Annotated in this window: 16 protein-coding genes; 7 read left to right on the forward strand and 9 right to left on the reverse strand. The window is 41.1% G+C overall.

Going from position 1 to position 17,743, the window contains the following annotated elements; genetic code table 11:
- Positions 1–49 precede the first annotated feature (49 nt).
- Together LCL89_RS14890 and LCL89_RS14895 are read left to right on the forward strand one after the other, a co-directional pair.
- Positions 50–556 (forward strand): DUF6933 domain-containing protein, encoded by a 507-nt coding sequence (locus tag LCL89_RS14890; protein WP_197317067.1) that lies wholly within the window; start codon positions 50–52, stop codon positions 554–556.
- Between the two features lie 396 nt (positions 557–952).
- On the forward strand, positions 953–2,362 hold the full coding sequence (locus LCL89_RS14895; protein ID WP_224810750.1) for an MBL fold metallo-hydrolase: 1,410 nt from the start codon (positions 953–955) through the stop codon (positions 2,360–2,362).
- Between the two features lie 43 nt (positions 2,363–2,405).
- Here LCL89_RS14895 and LCL89_RS14900 read toward each other — a convergent pair whose 3' ends face one another.
- Positions 2,406–3,062, reverse strand: a complete 657-nt coding sequence (locus tag LCL89_RS14900) for a DUF429 domain-containing protein (protein ID WP_224810751.1) — start codon at positions 3,060–3,062, stop codon at positions 2,406–2,408.
- A 227-nt stretch (positions 3,063–3,289) separates the two neighbouring features.
- Positions 3,290–4,573, reverse strand: coding sequence for a helix-turn-helix transcriptional regulator (locus LCL89_RS14905; RefSeq protein WP_197317070.1), 1,284 nt, complete (start codon positions 4,571–4,573; stop codon positions 3,290–3,292).
- Positions 4,574–4,800: 227 nt separating this feature from the next.
- Between LCL89_RS14905 and LCL89_RS14910 the strand changes: the two genes are divergently transcribed.
- Both LCL89_RS14910 and LCL89_RS14915 read left to right on the forward strand, forming a co-directional pair.
- Positions 4,801–6,387, forward strand: coding sequence for a M4 family metallopeptidase (locus LCL89_RS14910; RefSeq protein ID WP_197317071.1), 1,587 nt, complete (start codon positions 4,801–4,803; stop codon positions 6,385–6,387).
- A 145-nt stretch (positions 6,388–6,532) separates the two neighbouring features.
- Positions 6,533–8,482 (forward strand): aconitate hydratase, encoded by a 1,950-nt coding sequence (locus LCL89_RS14915; RefSeq protein ID WP_224810752.1) that lies wholly within the window; start codon positions 6,533–6,535, stop codon positions 8,480–8,482.
- Between the two features lie 39 nt (positions 8,483–8,521).
- Here the strand turns inward: LCL89_RS14915 and LCL89_RS14920 are convergent, their stop codons facing one another.
- From LCL89_RS14920 to LCL89_RS14935, 4 genes are all read right to left on the reverse strand, one after another.
- On the reverse strand, positions 8,522–9,472 hold the full coding sequence (locus LCL89_RS14920) for a ring-cleaving dioxygenase (protein WP_224810753.1): 951 nt from the start codon (positions 9,470–9,472) through the stop codon (positions 8,522–8,524).
- A gap of 80 nt (positions 9,473–9,552) precedes the next feature.
- Positions 9,553–10,233, reverse strand: a complete 681-nt coding sequence (locus LCL89_RS14925) for a YqjF family protein (RefSeq protein WP_224810754.1) — start codon at positions 10,231–10,233, stop codon at positions 9,553–9,555.
- Between the two features lie 61 nt (positions 10,234–10,294).
- Positions 10,295–10,480, reverse strand: coding sequence for a sporulation histidine kinase inhibitor Sda (sda, locus tag LCL89_RS14930; protein WP_224810755.1), 186 nt, complete (start codon positions 10,478–10,480; stop codon positions 10,295–10,297).
- Between the two features lie 19 nt (positions 10,481–10,499).
- Positions 10,500–11,027 (reverse strand): helix-turn-helix domain-containing protein, encoded by a 528-nt coding sequence (locus tag LCL89_RS14935; protein WP_197317075.1) that lies wholly within the window; start codon positions 11,025–11,027, stop codon positions 10,500–10,502.
- 297 nt (positions 11,028–11,324) lie between these two features.
- Here LCL89_RS14935 and LCL89_RS14940 point away from each other — a divergent pair, with 297 nt between their 5' ends.
- On the forward strand, positions 11,325–11,936 hold the full coding sequence (locus LCL89_RS14940; RefSeq protein WP_224810756.1) for a trimeric intracellular cation channel family protein: 612 nt from the start codon (positions 11,325–11,327) through the stop codon (positions 11,934–11,936).
- A gap of 38 nt (positions 11,937–11,974) precedes the next feature.
- On the opposite strand, the gene cysK is transcribed toward LCL89_RS14940, so the two are convergent.
- The 3 genes from cysK to LCL89_RS14955 all read right to left on the reverse strand — a co-directional run bounded on the left by cysK (position 11,975) and on the right by LCL89_RS14955 (position 14,575).
- Entirely contained in the window at positions 11,975–12,904 is a 930-nt protein-coding gene (gene cysK / locus LCL89_RS14945) for a cysteine synthase A (protein ID WP_224810757.1), read from the reverse strand.
- Between the two features lie 90 nt (positions 12,905–12,994).
- Positions 12,995–13,624: a YpmS family protein gene (locus LCL89_RS14950; protein ID WP_224810758.1), complete on the reverse strand. Its 630-nt coding sequence runs from the start codon at positions 13,622–13,624 to the stop codon at positions 12,995–12,997.
- Between the two features lie 18 nt (positions 13,625–13,642).
- Positions 13,643–14,575 (reverse strand): SGNH/GDSL hydrolase family protein, encoded by a 933-nt coding sequence (locus tag LCL89_RS14955; RefSeq protein ID WP_224810759.1) that lies wholly within the window; start codon positions 14,573–14,575, stop codon positions 13,643–13,645.
- Between the two features lie 175 nt (positions 14,576–14,750).
- Here LCL89_RS14955 and LCL89_RS14960 point away from each other — a divergent pair, with 175 nt between their 5' ends.
- The gene (locus tag LCL89_RS14960) at positions 14,751–17,027 is read left to right on the forward strand and encodes an ATP-dependent DNA helicase (RefSeq protein ID WP_224810760.1); all 2,277 of its coding nucleotides are present in this window, start codon (positions 14,751–14,753) and stop codon (positions 17,025–17,027) included.
- A gap of 128 nt (positions 17,028–17,155) precedes the next feature.
- Positions 17,156–17,653: a carboxymuconolactone decarboxylase family protein gene (locus LCL89_RS14965; RefSeq protein WP_224810761.1), complete on the forward strand. Its 498-nt coding sequence runs from the start codon at positions 17,156–17,158 to the stop codon at positions 17,651–17,653.
- Positions 17,654–17,743 lie beyond the last annotated feature (90 nt).

Raw genomic sequence — 17,743 nt, forward strand, 5'->3', positions numbered from 1 at the left:
TTAGTTATTGGTACACTAGAATAAAGAAATAAAAAGTGAGGTGGATGTCATGTTTGTAATTGGAGCAACGAAAAAGCTGCAGGATAAGCTGGACAAAACGATAGAATCGACTGACGACTATGAGCACATTCCAGCTCTCTACCGTTGGCACGCCAACTTGATCAAGGTGAACAAAAGAAATTGTTTGATCCTTATGAATGATGAAACAGGTCTTAACTTAACGTTATTAGGTTTGAAAAAACAACAATTTGAAAATCTGGATGATGTGATAAAAGGATCATTGAAACAACTTTTACAAGTGCTGAAAGTGGACGAAGCCATCATCAATCAAATGCTTAGTGAAGCGGATCCTATTGTGTATACTAAGACAAGCAGTCGACAAATCCTTGGTATGCTAAATGAAATTAAATACAGTATAGAAATTAAGACAGAAGACCAAGCTTATGAAGATATCGATGCTGTAGAGTTAAATGAATTCAATAATAATCATATTTTCAACCCATTAAAACAATCTACACCAATTAAGACATTTATAAAGCATTTTGAGAAAGAGTAGTTGATCAATCAGCTGCTCTTTTTTTCTATTTGGCCCTAGTTAAAGGCTGGTGTTGATAATCTCTGTTTTATAGAACTTGTTTGACAGAGATGAATTCAGTGCAGGTCGTCATGGAAGGCTCTGCGCACCTGGAGGGGAACCGGCAAGATCAGAGCTTTCTGTTTTTGCCCTGGTTAACATACATAATTGATCCTAAAGCCACTCTTCACTCATCAGTCTCGAAAGGAATGAATCGAAAAGAAACATTAACAGAGCATAAGAAAAAGCCTGTAATGTTTCTTTTCTTATAAAAAGGATATTACCATTATAAAAGCGAATTTTGTTTGAGTAGATGTTTTGTATATACCATACAGGGTATAATATAATTAGAGAAAATAAAATGTTGGAGGGTTTCCGATGTTTTTCAAATCATTTTTTGATGAAAATCTGGCGCAAATGTCTTATATGGTAGGATGTCAGCGAACAGGAGAGGCTTTAGTCATCGATCCTGCGCGTGACTTATCCCCTTATTTTGAGACAGCTGAAAAAGAAGGTTTCACCATTACAAAGGCAGCAGAAACACACATTCATGCTGACTTTTTATCTGGTGCCCGTGAGCTTGCTCACCAAGCGGACGATGTTAAACTTTACTTGTCTGCAGAAGGTGACGAAGACTGGAAATATCAATATTTAGATGAAGTGAATCATGAATTAGTGAAAGATAAAGATCGTTTTTATGTAGGAAATGTGCGTTTAGATGTAATGCACACGCCAGGGCATACGCCGGAAAGTGTTTCTTTCCTATTGACTGATGAAGGCGGAGGCTCAGAAGTTCCGATGGGCGTCTTCACAGGGGATTTTGTCTTCGTAGGAGATGTCGGGCGTCCTGACTTGCTTGAAAAATCTACAGGTGCTGAAGGGACATCAGAAAGTAGTGCAAAGCAGATGTACGAATCGATCCAACGATTCAAAGAGCTCCCTGACTATGTCCAAGTTTGGCCTGGACATGGTGCTGGCAGTGCGTGTGGTAAGTCACTGGGAGCAGTGCCTTCTTCAACCGTAGGTTATGAGAAAATCAATAACTGGGCATTGAAAACTGAGGCAGAGAATAACTTTGTTGATGAGCTGCTGGAAGGACAACCAGAGCCTCCGAAATACTTTGCAATGATGAAGAAGTTGAACAAAGAAGGACCTGCTCTTCTTCCAAATGATGATGTAAAGCGTTTGTCAGTGGAGCAGCTCAAGAGTGAGAATGATGAGCAAACGATTATCATCGATACAAGATCGTCGTCGGATTTCTCAGATGGACACTTGGAAGGAACAATCAATATTCCTTTTAATAAATCATTTGCTAACTGGGCTGGCTGGATCATTGAATATGACCAGGATATCATCGTAATTGCAGATGAAGATAATTTGATCCATGTCAAAGAAGCTCTTGAATCCATCGGTCTTGACCGACTTGTCGGCTTTGTTGAATCTGATGAAATCGAAAATCAGAAGGACCTTGAAACCTACACCAGCATCACTGCCGATGAACTGGAAGAAACTTATCGCGATCATGACGACTATGTGGTTGTTGATGTTCGTAACCAGTCTGAATGGGATGAAGGGCATATGCCGGGCGTCCACCATATCATGTTAGGCAAACTTAAAGACAGCTTGGATGATATTCCTGAAGGGAAGACGCCAATCGTTCACTGTAAGTCTGGGGCACGATCTGCTATTGGAGCTAGTATCTTACAGGCTTATGGATATAAAAACGTATTGAACTTACAAGGTGGTTTCATGGCCTGGGCTGAAAAGAATGAACCTGTAACTTCATAAATGTTCAAAGCTGCCCGTGATTTCGGGCAGCTTTTTTTTAGGTTCAGCAGTGAAACGGGAAGGGATGATGAGGGGGAGAAGCCGGGTAACTCCACTTGGGTGAATGGTTGTCACTCGCCCAGTGCCAAGCAGCCAGCCCTGCTAAACAGGCATCAAGTTCATGAGAAGTGGCAGCATCGATCTCAGAAGATAAATCCACATCCTTTTCAGTCAACCATTTTAACACATATAGGCGGCTGTCCAGTTCTTTTTTATACTGCATGGCATGCCATCTTAAATCAGTATCAAGTCTTGATGCTAACGCTACTCCAGGGTGAACTTCGGATATGGCCACTTGATCTCCGAAGCAACTTTGAAGAGAGTGGGCGATGTGTATTCCCCGCATGGTTAAATAAACCATTCTGGTCAGGGTTGGGGGCATGATTGAGCCTGATTTCATCCCTAAAGCTTTTGAAAAAGCTCTCAAATCTTTATCCGCTGGCCGGTCTCCACCTCCATCTTGGTAGGAAAGAGGGGCATCTATTCCAATATATACTTTTCCTCGAGGGGAAAGCTCTCCCACTAGAGAAAAGATATCATGATCAGAAGCATTACGAAGGATCTTTTTCAGTTTTAAATGATTATCCGCTGCTTCAAAGGCTGTAACGACTGTGTCTTTGTGGTTTGATGGTCCTGATAAGTCAATTCCTAATACTTTCATACTGTCCACCTCTTTTCTATAAAAAAAGACCTCTACCACACAAGGGGTAGAGGCAAAAGTTTGTATAGGTATAGGATTAGGGGAGGTGCTAATTACATGTAGAACAAATGGTTAAGTTTGTTCTACAGCTGATGGACGTGGATGGGTTTCCACTGCCTCATCATGTGTTAATGGAGCTGCAACTGAAAGTAAAATTCCAGCAGCTGCTATAAAAGCTATAAACTTTTTCATAACATGATACCTCCTAAATGAGAGTGTTTATTTAATAAATTAATTGCTAACCTTAGATATTCAGAAGATTTTTTATACATCCTCTGCTGTTCCAATAAATCAGATAAAAACTTAGAATATCTTATTACATAGACATGCTGGTTTTTATCTTTGAAATAAGGGATTACTTTTTTTTCTAAATAATTGATAGTGTCCAAAGAGTTATCGATCAATTTGCTATAAACTTCAAAATGATATTCGTGCGATTCTGAAGGAAAGGACGAAAGTTTAGCTTTTCCTTTATCAATCCATTCTTTACATCCTTCATTATCCTTAATTCTAAAATGTTCTATGATTAATCCGTGAATGATATTTAACAACTCATACAAATCAAATGAAGTTTCGGATTCCTGAGAATACTCTAAACTTTTCTTATAATTAATAATAGAAGATTGATGATTTCCTATTCTTGATTCTAGTACAGCAATATTAATATAAACCAACTTTAACTGCTGATTATCCTTAGTTTGGGTAGCTATCTTACGTGCTAAATGATAGTTTTCAAGAGACTTTGCATAGTCCTTCAATCTGTTGTAGCTAATCCCCAGTATTATATGACAATCAGCGCTTTTGGCTAGATCATAATGATTTTTATAAAGTTCTAATGCTTTGTCAGCATAATATACCGAAGCTGATACATGATGGGCTTGGCTAGCACTTAATGCTAAGTGATAATATAAATCACTGTATTCCCAATTTTCAATATGAAGTTTAGAAACATAATTTTTTGCTTCCATTATTTTTTGGAAGGATTCTTCAAAATTCCCCTTATAATATTGAAGAAGCCCATACACTAGGTGATAGTAAAACTTCATCTCTTCATCAAAGGTATCGCTATATTGGCGTATACTTTCCCATACTTCATAAGCTTTCTCTACTTCATTTTTCGAAAGAAAGCTTCGAATTCTATACAATTCATAGAAGATATGTAAATGATGATTCTCGAACGTCTCTTTCTGTTCCATCAACTTTTCTTTTAAAAGTTCAGCCTCATCCGTACGTTTAAGTACAATTGCCTCATACCACTCTTTAAGTTTTTCTTTAGAAGGGTGACTAAAAGAAGAGTCATTAAAATCTAGACCAAGACGTTCGTAAAGAAGTTCTAACACTTCAAAAGCAGGAACCGTCTGATCATTTTCGATCTTAGAAAGATACGCCGGTGAGATAATCCCATCGGCCAGCTGATTTTGAGTTAAACCTTGCTTGACGCGATGAAACCGAAGTATTTTACCATATTCCATTTTCCACACACCTAGTTGATCAACTGTCGACTTGTCCGAGTAACGTCTCTTTCAAATCTATATTTAGAATACATGTTCGACTGGTAAATTTCAACTAGAGTGACAGGTTTCCCAAGTCTGCCTAATTTTGACGCTTAAGAGGCTTTTTTCACCCTTAACTTTCACAGATTTATAGTCAGAATATTATGATATATTAGAAAAGCGTCAAAATTCATAGGAGGGATTCGATGAAGTGGAAATCTGTAATGGCAACCTTTGTATTAGGAACGAGTTTAGTGTCTGGCGGGGCAGTAACTCACGCAGAGGTTGGAACGGATTTAGAAGGTAAGAGAGATGTGTCGCACTTTGTGAAAGAAGAGTTGAAGGTAAGTAAAGTGATGTCAGAAAAAGGGGTCAAGCAGTTCATCAATAAGAATAAAAATAAGTTCAATCTTGATGCAAATCAGGATCTTTCCTTATTAAAAACAGAAAAAGATGAATTGGGCATGACTCACTATACATTCAACCGAGTTGTTTCTAATGTACCGGTAGCAAATTCGAAAGTGGTCGTACATACCGATAAAAACGGCAATGTAACGTCTATTAATGGTGAGTTCCATGAAGATGCTCCGAGAAATATCAAACAGCAAAAACAATTGAACAAAAAGGATGCATTGAGCCTTGCGTGGGAGCACATCGAAGTGAGCAGGGAAGATGCAGATAAAGTTCAAAAGAGTGAGCTTGGAGAAGACTTCAATACTCTGACAGAGAACTCTGACCTTGTTGTTTTTCATGAAGATGGAAATTATACACTTGCTTATCATGTTGAACTTCAATTCGCACAGCCATATCCAGCGAACTGGCAGATGTTCATCAATGCTGAAAATGGTGAAGTCCTTAAGGCTCAGAACGTTGTCAAGCATGCGACTGGAACAGGTACAGGGGTATTAGGTGATACAAAATCAGTAAACACATATTACTCAAATAACACCTATTACTTGTACGATACGACTAAACCGATGAGCGGGGTTATTGAAACATTTGATAACTATAACGGTGGTTACAGCAGTCTTCCGGGGTATTACGTGACAGATTCAGGTAATACATTCCATGCGGAGTGGCAGAAGGCAGCCGTGGATGCTCACTATTATGCTGGTGAAGTGTTCGACTATTATTATGATACTTTCGGCCGGGTAAGTTTTGATGATCAAGGTGCTACCATCCGATCCACTGTGCATTACGGAAACAATTACAACAATGCTGCATGGACAGGGAATCAAATGATTTACGGGGATGGTGATGGTTCCACATTCACTTATCTTTCCGGAGCTGATGATATCGTAGCTCACGAACTTACACACGCAGTTACAGATCGTACAGCTCAATTAGTTTATGAAAATCAGTCGGGTGCTTTGAACGAATCATTTTCTGATGTATTCGGTTATTTCGTAGATTCTGAGGATTGGCTGATGGGTGAAGATGTATACACTCCAGGACAACCGGGGGATGCTTTACGTTCCTTATCTGATCCGAACGCTTATGGCCAGCCGGATCATATGAGTGAATACGAAAACCTTCCGAACACGGAAGAAGGAGATTGGGGAGGCGTCCACACCAATAGTGGTATCCCTAACAAAGCCGCTTATTATACGATCAATAGTCTTGGAATCACAAAAGCTGAAAATATCTACTACCGTGCACTTACGGTATATTTGACTCCAAACAGTGATTTCTCTGATGCAAGAGCAGCTCTGGAACAATCTGCTCAAGATCTATATGGAACAACTGAAGTAAACGCCGTTTCCCAGGCATGGGATGACGTAGGAGTCTATTAATAGAAAATAAGCAAGAGACAGGACAAAAAGTCCTGTCTCTTTTTCTTTCTTTCAATTTTTTGGGAGTAAGGGTATCAAATAAAGGGTATAAATGATATAGAGAATTTTTAGAATAGAGAAAAAATAAGGCGAGGAGGAATGGTGCGTGAGTTACAATGTTACACAAAAACTGATCAAAGAACATTTGCTGGAAGGAGAAATGAAGCCGGGCTCTGAAATAGGGTTGAAGATTGACCAGACGTTGACACAGGATGCGACGGGAACAATGGTTATGTTAGAGTTGGAAGCTATGGGAATTGACAGGGCGAAAACGGAAGCCTCTGCTCAATATGTCGATCATAACTTGATACAGGAAGACAGTAAAAACCCCGATGATCATTTGTTCCTGGAGAGTGCTGCGAAAAGGTTCGGCCTTTATTTCTCAAGACCCGGGAATGGTGTCAGCCACCCTGTCCATATGCAGCGTCTGGCTAAGCCTGGAAAAACACTTTTAGGATCGGACAGTCATACATGCGCCAATGGATGTATGGGAATGCTTGCCATGGGGGCTGGAGGAATTGATGTTGCCATGGCGATTGCGGGTGAACCGTTCTACGTGAAGATGCCTAAAGTCTGGGGTGTCAAAGTTACCGGAGAGTTACCTGACTGGGTAAGTGCCAAAGATGTCATATTAGAAATGTTGAGAAGGCACGGTGTCAAAGGCGGAGTAAATCATGTGTTTGAATATTATGGGCCAGGGTTGAAAAACCTTACAGCCATGGATCGCCATGTCATAGCGAATATGGGGGCGGAATTAGGAGCCACAGGTACTGTCTTTCCGTCGGATGATGAGACGAAACGTTTCCTGAAACTCCAAGGACGGGAAGAAGACTGGATCGAGTTGAAAGCTGATGATGGAGCGACGTATGACGTACATGATGAAATCGACTTGTCTGAAATCACCCCGATGGTCGCTAAGCCTTCCAGTCCGGGAAATGTGGTGCCGATTGAAGAGGTCGACGGCGAGCCTATTTACCAATCATATATTGGATCCTCCGCAAATCCTGGATACAGGGACTTTGCTATTGCCTCTAAAATAGTCGAAGGAAAAAGAGTAGCTGATGGGGTTTCTCTGGATCTTAACCCCACCTCCAGACAAATGTTGATTGACTTATCTCAACAAGGACATATCGCTAACTTTCTTCAAGCGGGTGCACGCCTTCACCAAGCTGGATGTAATGGCTGTATAGGAATGGGACAAGCACCTGCTACAGGAAGGAACAGCTTACGGACGACGCCGAGAAACTTCCCTGGTCGATCAGGAACGAAAGAAGATAGTGTGTTTCTATGTAGTCCTGAAACTGCAGCTATATCTGCTTTGAATGGAAAAATCACTGATCCAAGAAAAGCGGGCTTTGATTATCCGGATGTACAGGAACTGGATCAGCCTACCATAGATACCAGGTTGCTGGATGCGCCATTACCATTCGAAGAAGCGAAGGAAGTTGAATTGGTGAAGGGGCCGAACGTCGCTTCCATTCCGGAAATGGACGAATTACCGAATGATATGGAACTGCCAATTCTGCTGAAAATGGGGGACGATATATCCACGGATGAAATTTTAGCAGGTGGAGCAAGAGTGCTTCCATACCGAAGCAACCTTCCTGAAATCAGCAAATTCACTTTTGAGATTGTTGATGACACGTATTATGACCGTGCGATGGATATACGCGACCAAGGAGGTCATGCCATCGTAGCCGGTGCCAACTATGGGCAAGGATCAAGTCGTGAACACGCCGCTTTAGCACCTAAATACTTAGGGATGAAAGTGGCAGTCGTAACGGACTTTGCCAGAATTCACTGGCAGAATCTTGCAAACTTCGGCGTCCTTCCGCTTACCTTTGTTAATGAATCTGATTTAAACGATTTGGAACAGGGAGACGTCCTGGTATTCAGTGGTCTACGCGATAAAATTAAGCAGTCCAACCAAATAGAAGTAGAGGTGAAAGGGAAGGATAAAACCTTGAAACTGGAACATGCATTATCTGAACGGCAGATAGAAATCATGCAGATGGGTGGTTTGATCAATTGGGTGAAGAATCGCCTGGAAGGATAATGAAAAATGACTGTGTCATAAGAGACACAGTCATTTTTTTTATCTTTTCGTATCCAACGGTTCTAAAACTGATTCAATTTCAGAACGTTTATCTTCTAAAAAGGGAGGTAACGCCAGCGTTTCTCCTAAGTGCTCGGGCTCCTCATCTGTAGCAAAGCCTGGACCGTCAGTGGCAAGTTCAAACAGAATATGATTTTTCTCTCTGAAATAGAGTGACTTGAAGTAATAGCGGTCTACGATTCCTGAGTTGAGAAATCCTGCTTTTTGGATCATCTGCCTCCACTTTTCTAGTTCCTCTTCATCCTGGACTCGGAAAGCTACGTGATGGACACTGCCTCTTCCTGGTTTTTCCCTGTTCAAATCAGGCCTTTCTTCGACATGTACTTGAGCTCCTAAGCCACCTTTTCCAGATTCGAAGATTTGGGTGGACCCATAGTCGCCAACCTTACGAAATCCTAACAGATCGACCAGGACTTCTACAGTAAGGTCCGCTTCTGCCACAGTTAAGTGAACAGGTCCCAAACCGATGATCCCATGTTCTTCGGGGACCGTAGATTTTCGCCAAGCCTTACCTGGTTCAACTCCTTGATTGTTTTCATCAGAGACGAACATCAGCCTCTGCCCTTCCGGGTCTTGAAAAGAAAGTGTCTTTATTCCGTCAATTTCTTTAATTGGCTGGCTGGTTATCCCATGACGCAGCAAACGTTCCTTCCAGTACAACAGACTCTTGTCATTGGGAACACGAAGGGAAGTGGTAGATATGCTGTGTGTTCCCGGGTAAGTGTGGCCGGCGTTCGGTATTTCAAAAAACGTCAGGTCGGTCCCGGGATTTCCATACTCATCTGCATAAAACAAATGATACATGGAAGGGGAGTCCTGATTTACTGTTTTTTTCACTAAACGCATTCCCATCACATTCGTATAGAACTGATAGTTTTTTTTAGCGTCAGCTGTTAATGCAGATACATGGTGAATGCCTTTGATATTCATAGGATACCTCCCTAAAACTATAAATCTCGAATTCGAGATAAATGATACAATAATTTCGAGCTTAAGTCAAAAAAGTGAATTCAACTTTTCTTTTCAAAAGGGAAAATCTTCGTTTCCAATGTTTCAGAATAATAAGTTATGGGTTCTTTTGTAAACCAATGGGGAGGTAAGAAGTCGAGTAAATCATTTGTGGTGATCGCAGCTTTCGCTTTTTGCAATTTCCAATGCCGATGGTGAATAGGACCTTTGTATACATGCTTTCCTTTGGTCGTCCACAACGCATATCGTTCTGTCAGCCAATACATTAACGATCCTGGGCGGGCAGGTATAGTAGGAGATAATGTTTCAAACATGGCATGAAATTGAGCTTCAGGGTATCCTTTATGGATCCTCCTGCTTGTATAATGCAGGGTGGATTCGTTTTGGTCGACACGCATTCGGGCATTTACATAAGGGAGGCTGAAAACCTGTCTGGCTAAGAAGACGCCTAAACGATGATTGGCATCTAATGTAATGAAGTATACTCCTGGGGCTCCTTTGTACTTGACATAAGTCCGGACATTCAGTTCAATCAGCTTGTTACCAAAGGGTAGAGAAGGAAGTCCTTTAAAACGGATGTTATTCATTGTAAATGGCACGATGGCAATCCAAGCCATTTCGTCATATTCATCGATCTCAAAAACATTTGGGACATATGGCCTCAATTCACTCGCAGGGACGGCCCAATGCATAAAGAATAAGTTCTCCCATTCTTGATGCATAATCCATGAGTTTCCATTCATAAGTTACACCTCACTTATGAATGGTTTACCCTTTATTCAATCAATCATTCCTGTGGAGAGTGGGAATTAAAGTTTTAGTTTCAGAACTGCTTTTGGATGGAGCTCTGCTTTTTCTTTTTTTTAATTCTTTTTTCAACATATGTATGAACTCTGAATCAAGTTGTAGTCTCTCGGCTGTGTCTATAGATAATTCCAGTTGTAAATCAGTAAGTTTTTTCAAATTCATCAGGAGGCCCCCTTTCTAATTACGACTGAATCTCAGTTGAAGCGGTAGCGGCTCCTATTATTTCACCTGAAGCGTTATAAATAGGTTGAGCAAAAACGAAGTATTGAATCATACCGTTGGAAAGAGGAAAAGCAATGGTTTCTTTTACTGTTTTGCCTGTATCAATGACTCTCTGTTTTAACTTCATCAGTGCTTGTGTACCTTCATTTGAATCCAGTTCTTCATCCGTTTTTCCAATGATATTTTCCATATTAAAGTCCGGGTGCGGGTTGAACATCCATGTATATCTAAGCTTTGTATCACAATGAGCTACAATCACGGGGGAGTTTAATAAAGCCTGTTCAAAAGGTCCATTGAAATGTTCTGAAAAAAACAACATCGGATTGATGTTCATATGCGTAGCAATTTGAGATGCGACAGCCATACTTGGATTGCGTGTCCCATTTTCAATCTGGGCATAGTAGGCGCGGTCAATATGTGCACCATCCGCTACTTGTTGTTGTGTGAGTTTTAGTTTTTTTCTTAGTTGAATCAGCCAATCTCTCATACTTACACTTCCTATTTTCCTGCACTGTTTTATTTTCGTAACATTGCTCTTATATCCTTGTGGCATTTTGCTACGTCGTTTGTAATGATTTCCTTTAAATGAAAATAAATGTAATTCCTTGTGATAAAAGCACGAAAAAACACTGTCATTACAGTGTTTTTAAGGGGGCCTGATAGAAGGATTCTATCAAAAATTTTGCATTTGTCCACAAACAATAATTGGTTTTCTGTTATAATCATTCAGTCAAATCTGTTTTATCATAAAGGTTATTTTTGTATGGGAAAGAGGTGAGCCGTGGTGACATGGGAAATCTTAAATATATTGGCAGTAGGAGCGTTTGCTTTCAGTGGCGCAATCGTTGCATTAAATGAGCGGTATGATATTTTTGGTACATTCATTTTAGGGATAGCTACCCCATTTGCTGGAGGAATCATTCGTAACATCGCTCTGGATGTGCCTGTCGTCCACGTATGGGAACAAGGGTATTTGTTGTATGTGGCGTTCGGTACGATCGCCATCGTTTATTTCTTTCCGAAAAGCTGGGTCATGTCCTGGGACCGATGGAATATATATTTGGATGCTATTGGTTTGTCAGCCTTTGCCCTCCAGGGGGCGTCGTTTGCGATAAAAAATGACTTTCCTATTGGGGGTGTCATCTTTGCAGCTATCTTGACCGGTGTCGGGGGAGGGGTTACCAGAGATGTACTCGCTCAAAGGAGGCCGATGGTCCTTCACCAGGAAATATATGCGGTTTGGGCGTTGCTGGCAGGACTGTTGATCGGAATCGGTGTCGTCGATATTCAAAGTGCCTGGCAGACATATACATTGTTCATCGCTGTCATCGCGCTGCGTGTTCTATCCTATCACTTAGGCTGGCACTTAAGGTTCCGTGATTTATATAGGTTATAAAAAAAGAGTCCGTTTCAATAACGGACTCTTTGTCGTAATTAAAATCTGAACAAATCACCAGATAGGTACCGCTCACCTGTATCAGGGGCCATACAAACAATCACTTCTCCTGGCTTTCGCTGTTTAGCCACTTGTATAGCTGCCCAACAAGCTGCTCCGCATGAAGTGCCGAGCAATAGTCCTTCTTCACGGGCAAGCCTTCTCGTAATATCATAAGCATCCTCATCGGTCACTTGAAAAATTTCATCATAAACTTCTTGATTAAGAATGTCCGGGATAAACCCTGGGCTTGTGCCCACCAGCTTATGCTTTCCAGGCTTTCCTCCTGAAAGGACAGGGGAGCCTGCAGGCTCAGCTACGTGAATCGTCATGTCTTCGAAGTGTTTTTTCAATTCTTCACCGGTACCAGTAACCGTTCCGCCTGTACCTGCAGTCGAAACGAAAGCGGATAAAGGCTTACCTAATTCCTCCATAGCTTCAATGATTTCTGTCGCTGTCGTGAAACGGTGGGAATCAGGGTTGGCGCTGTTTTCAAATTGCATAGGCATGAAGCTGTTCTCAATTTCATTGACTAGTTCTTTCGCTTTTTCAATCGCTCCCGGCATCTTTTCGTCTCCGGGTGTCAATACAATTTCCGCGCCATAGGCTTTTAGTAAGTTGATTCGTTCCTGGGTCATCGTATCGGGCATCACCAAGATCGCTCTGTACCCTCTTGCGGCTGCGTTCATAGCAATTCCGATCCCTGTGTTACCACTGGTTGGCTCAATGATTGTAGAACCTTCTTTCAGTAAACCATCTTCTTCAGCCTGTACGATCATATTGAAGGCAGCACGGTCTTTGACACTGCCGCTCGGGTTATATTTCTCAAGTTTCATATAGATGTCAGCTCCGCCTTCTGGAGCTACGCGATTCAGTTTCACAAGTGGTGTATCGCCAATCAAATCGGCAATATTATCTACGACACGCATGATGTCACATCCTTCTTCAACATGTTATTATTGTACATTTTATCATAGCTCCGACAGCCGTTCACGGATAGCGCTCATGCATCAAACGAATCAGAAGTTTTTCTGGACCATCTTTTGTGCAAATTGGAAAGAATCTCTCGGTACCGAAATTTTGAACGCCAGCTGATTGGAGTTTAAATTGAAGCGATGGACTCGGACATCGAAGTTGCTTGCTGTTTCCATTTGCGTTACAGCAACATAGATGTTTTCATCCTTCGGGTTGACGACGACCCACTCTGGGAGCTTGTAATTATCTTTGACGAATTCGAGAACCTTTTTGTTCGGTAAAGGAAGCTGACCTAAGGAGATTCGCTCTTGTTCTAAAATTAAATCGCCATTTTTCTGTACTACAGGGTTCAGTTCAACTTTGATAGGGATCGTTTGATCAAATGCTTTAATGTTACCTGTGAGAGTCACATTTTTATCAAGAGATATCGAGTAATCGAACACGGTTTGAGTCGAAAGCTCTCCCAAGTAGTCATTCGCAAGCTGCTCCAAGTTCTGCTTTGTGGAAAAAATGGTGAACTCAGCCTCTGATGTATGCTTTTGTTTATCCACGTTCACCAATGTATAGGAGCTCGGTAAAAAGATTAGTGCTAATATTCCTATAACGATTCCGACATTCATGATAGCAAGAATCCAAAATGAAGTTTTCCATTTATTTTTGGAAAGGTGTTTCATATTCACATTCCACCCGTATTATTGTTCAATATCATTTCTAATATAGTTTAACACGCGTTCTGCCATCTGTTTATAACCATTTTCGTTTGGATGGAAATAATCTTCCTCCCATAGCAACTCATCTTCTGAACCTTTGAACAAGTCTTTGATAGGAATGAAGTGTACTTGGTCATGACGATCGATGACTTCTTTGCTGATTCGATTGTAGTCACTGATAATTTGTCCCAATTCAGGGATGTTATTAAAATAATGATCGAACGGATTATACAATCCAATCAAGTAGATGGGGGCCTCAGAGTTAAGTCCACTCATTTTTTCGATGATAGTGTTTAGACGATCTTGATACCCTTGTTGTGCACTGACGAAATCGGAGTATTTCAGGCTGGTAAAGTTACTTTTTACGACTTTCATAACATCGTTGGCACCGATGGTGATTAAAATGATGTCAGCCTCTCTCAGGGAGGTGCGGATCTCTTCTGATTCCATTCGCTGCAGTAATTGATCGGTCCGGTTTCCTCTTTTTCCATAATTGATGATCTCTATTTCTCCAGACCTTTGATTGTTATTGAAATTTTCTTCTAAGATCCCTACATAACCACCGTTATCCGTGCCGTCACCCACGCCTTGGGTCAGAGAATCTCCTATCGCCACTATTTTCAAATCTTCCTTTATGAAAAGGTCACGTGCACTATCGATTACGGCTGTAAAAGCTTCACGTAATCCTTCGCTCAAACTTCCTTCTTTTTCATTAGCACCGAGGCCGCCATTTTCATCATCCGAAGAGTTGGGTTCATTTGATGATGTCTGGTCTTCCTCGACTTCCTCTGTGACTGCAGGAGAATTATCCTGTTCCAAAGGAAAGGATGATGGCTCATATACAAAAGCCGCTATGATGAAAAAGGCAATCGTAAAGGCGAGAGCAAACGTTGCGCTCCATTTCCAAAATTTCATATAGATCACCTCTGGTTTTCTTTCCTTACTTCTGTCAATATTATATGATTATTTCACCTAATAGAAAATTAAAAACGTCATCTCTAGTATGGGAGTGAGATAGCTACAATAGACATACGATGACAACTGGGTTAACTTGAGGGTAAGAGTGATCATTTTGAAAGGAGGGTCGAAAGTGAATAGGCAGTTTTCAATATCCGTTCGTGAATTAGTATCCTATGTTTACAGATCTGGCAGCATTGATGATCGGTTCAGATCTTCAACTACGCTTACAGAGGGAACCGCTATACATCAGGAAGTACAGAAAAGTTATGAAGAGAACGATCAAAGAGAAGTGCACTTAGAGACGTTTTTTGATAAGGAAGATCTGACCATACATCTTCAGGGCCGCTGTGATGGAATTTTACAGTCTGAACAAGGGCCTGTCATCGACGAAATCAAGTCTACTTCACGAGAGTTAGAGGAACTTACAGAGGAAAGTGATGACGTTTATTGGGCGCAGGCGAAAGGTTATGCCTTTATGTATGCCGCTCAGGAATCTTTATCGACGATTCAAGTGCAGTTGACCTATGTGCAAAAACGCACGAAAGAAAAAAAGAAGCTGAAAAAAACTTTTTCAATGGATGATTTGGAAGCTTTTATAGAAGAAACACTACAAGAATATCTATCGTATGCTCGTATACTTTTACATATCAGAGAAGAAAAAGAAAAAACTATTCCTGACCTCTCCTTTCCGTTTCCATCATTCCGTGATGGTCAACGAAAGTTAGCCGGAAGTGTTTTTAGAACAATTGAAGAAAAACGTGACCTCTTCGCACAAGCTCCTACAGGAATCGGCAAAACCATTTCTACACTATTCCCGGCTATTAAAGCAATGACTACTTCAGATGTAGACAGAATTTATTATTTAACTGCTAAAACAGTCACAAGAGCCACGGCTGAGGAAGCCTTATTACGTATGGATGACAACGGATTAGCTCTGCGTTCCGTAACTTTGACTGCGAAAGATAAAATTTGTTTCAAGGAAGAAACCATTTGTCAGCCGGACTATTGTGAGTATGCGGACGGATATTTCGATCGTATCAATGGAGCAGTTGTGGATATCCTCATCAATGAAAGAAGAATGACCCGCGAAGTGATTGAGAGCTATGCGCGTAAGCACAGGGTCTGCCCGTTCGAATACTCTTTGGATTTGACGAATGTGGTGGATGTGATTGTCGGAGATTATAACTACATCTTTGACCCTAGAGTTTCTTTGAAGAGGCTTCTTCCAGAGCAGAAGAAAAAAACAGCCCTTTTAGTTGATGAATCTCATAATTTAGTCGAGCGCGCCCGTGATATGTACTCCGCTGAACTCTGTCAAAAACAGTTTTCTGATATGATCGATGCTTTGAAAGAGTCGAAAGAAAAGGTTGTAAAGTCAGCAGATGCCGTTTATAACGATCTTTCCAGGTTAGGCGGGAATAAAGGCGGGGAATTTATTATTGAAGAACTCCCGGGAGAACTTGAAGAGAATCTGGAACGTTTCCTGAGTCATGCAGAAAGCTATCTTCAAGGAGAAGTGGAGGATGAGCGTTCTGAAGAAATGCTGGATGTGTATTTCAGTGCCCAGAACTTCTTGAAAATCTATCAGTATGTGGATAAACATTACAAGATTCTTGGTATTCATGGAAGCGGAGGCTTTTCCGTAAAATTATTCTGCCTGGATCCATCTCATGTATTGAGTGAAACGACAAAGGCTTTTCGTTCCAGCATTTTCTTTTCAGCTACTTTATCACCTTTTGGATACTACAAGGACATGCTGGGAGGTGAAAAGGAAGACTATATCCTGCAGCTGCCTTCGCCTTATGACACAGACCAGATCGACTTGAAAATCGCTCCTTTATCGACTCGGTATAAAGCGAGAGAAGAAACGGCATCCCGTTTAGCGCAGTTACTTTATGAACAATGGATGAGTAACCCCGGGAATCATTTGTTCTTTTTCCCTTCCTACCACTACATGGAGCTCGTCTACTACCATTTTAAAAGATATACGGACATAGAAGTTGTCGTACAAGAACAAGGGATGGATGAGTTAAGAAGGGAAGAATTTCTTCAATTGTTTCAGCCGGGAGGAAAATTAGCGGGTTTTGCTGTGTTGGGTGGCGTTTTTTCTGAGGGGGTGGACTTGAGAGGTGATCGATTGAACGGAGTTGCTGTCGTAGGGATTGGATTAGCTCCGCGCAGCTTCGAAAAAGAATTGATAAAAGATTACTTTACTCAAAAGGGTAAAAATGGATACGACTACTCCTATGTATATCCAGGGATGAATAAAGTACTTCAAGCTGGAGGTCGATTGATACGCTCTGAAGAAGACCGGGGGACAATCCAATTGATTGATGACCGTTTCTTATCAAGGAAATATTTGAGTCTGCTTCCGAAAGATTGGGGAGAATATCGAATTATAAAATAATTTCCTGGGAAATGAAGGGGAACTGTGTCGAACCCACCACTCGTTTACTCGGAAGTTGATACTTCAAAACGAACTTTGTACGCTATCATATTGTGTGTATAGATTATAAGTATAGGAGGAATTTTACTATGCCTTGGATCAAACCGATGAAACAATCCGCGATGAAAGAAATGCAGACGAAAAATCAAAGCCCGGACCCGGCACCATTATTCAATCGGTTGTTAGCGAATGATCCTGAATTGTATGACGCCTTCCTGCCGTTACAGGAAGCGATAAAAGGAACATCACTAAGCGAGGAGCTGCGTGAAACGGTCATTACGTTCGTTTCGATGAAAAATGGGTGTGAGTATTGCACGAAAAGCCATAAAGAGCTTTTGGAGAATTTGATTGGCCGGGAAGACACCCTGCAATGGCTGGAAAACTATGAGGAGTCTGACATGGAGGAAGAATGGAAAGCCGTCCTGAATTACGCCGATAAGTTAATCGCTAAACCGGTCAAAGTTACAAAAGGGGATGTTCAACGTCTGAAAGACTTCGGATATGATGAGAAGGCCATTGTTCAATTGAATCAAACGATCGCTTATACAAGCTATACAAATCAATTATCGATGGGATTGGGCTTATAAAAGTTAAACACCTTGATTAAAAATAGATCAAGGTGTTTTTTGTTAACCTAACATTATTTCACGTTGACATATGTGGTTGGTTTTCAGTAT

Origin of the sequence: Halobacillus yeomjeoni (assembly GCF_020171525.1) — a bacterium.
GTDB classification, from domain to species: Bacteria; Bacillota; Bacilli; order Bacillales; family Halobacillaceae; genus Halobacillus; species Halobacillus yeomjeoni.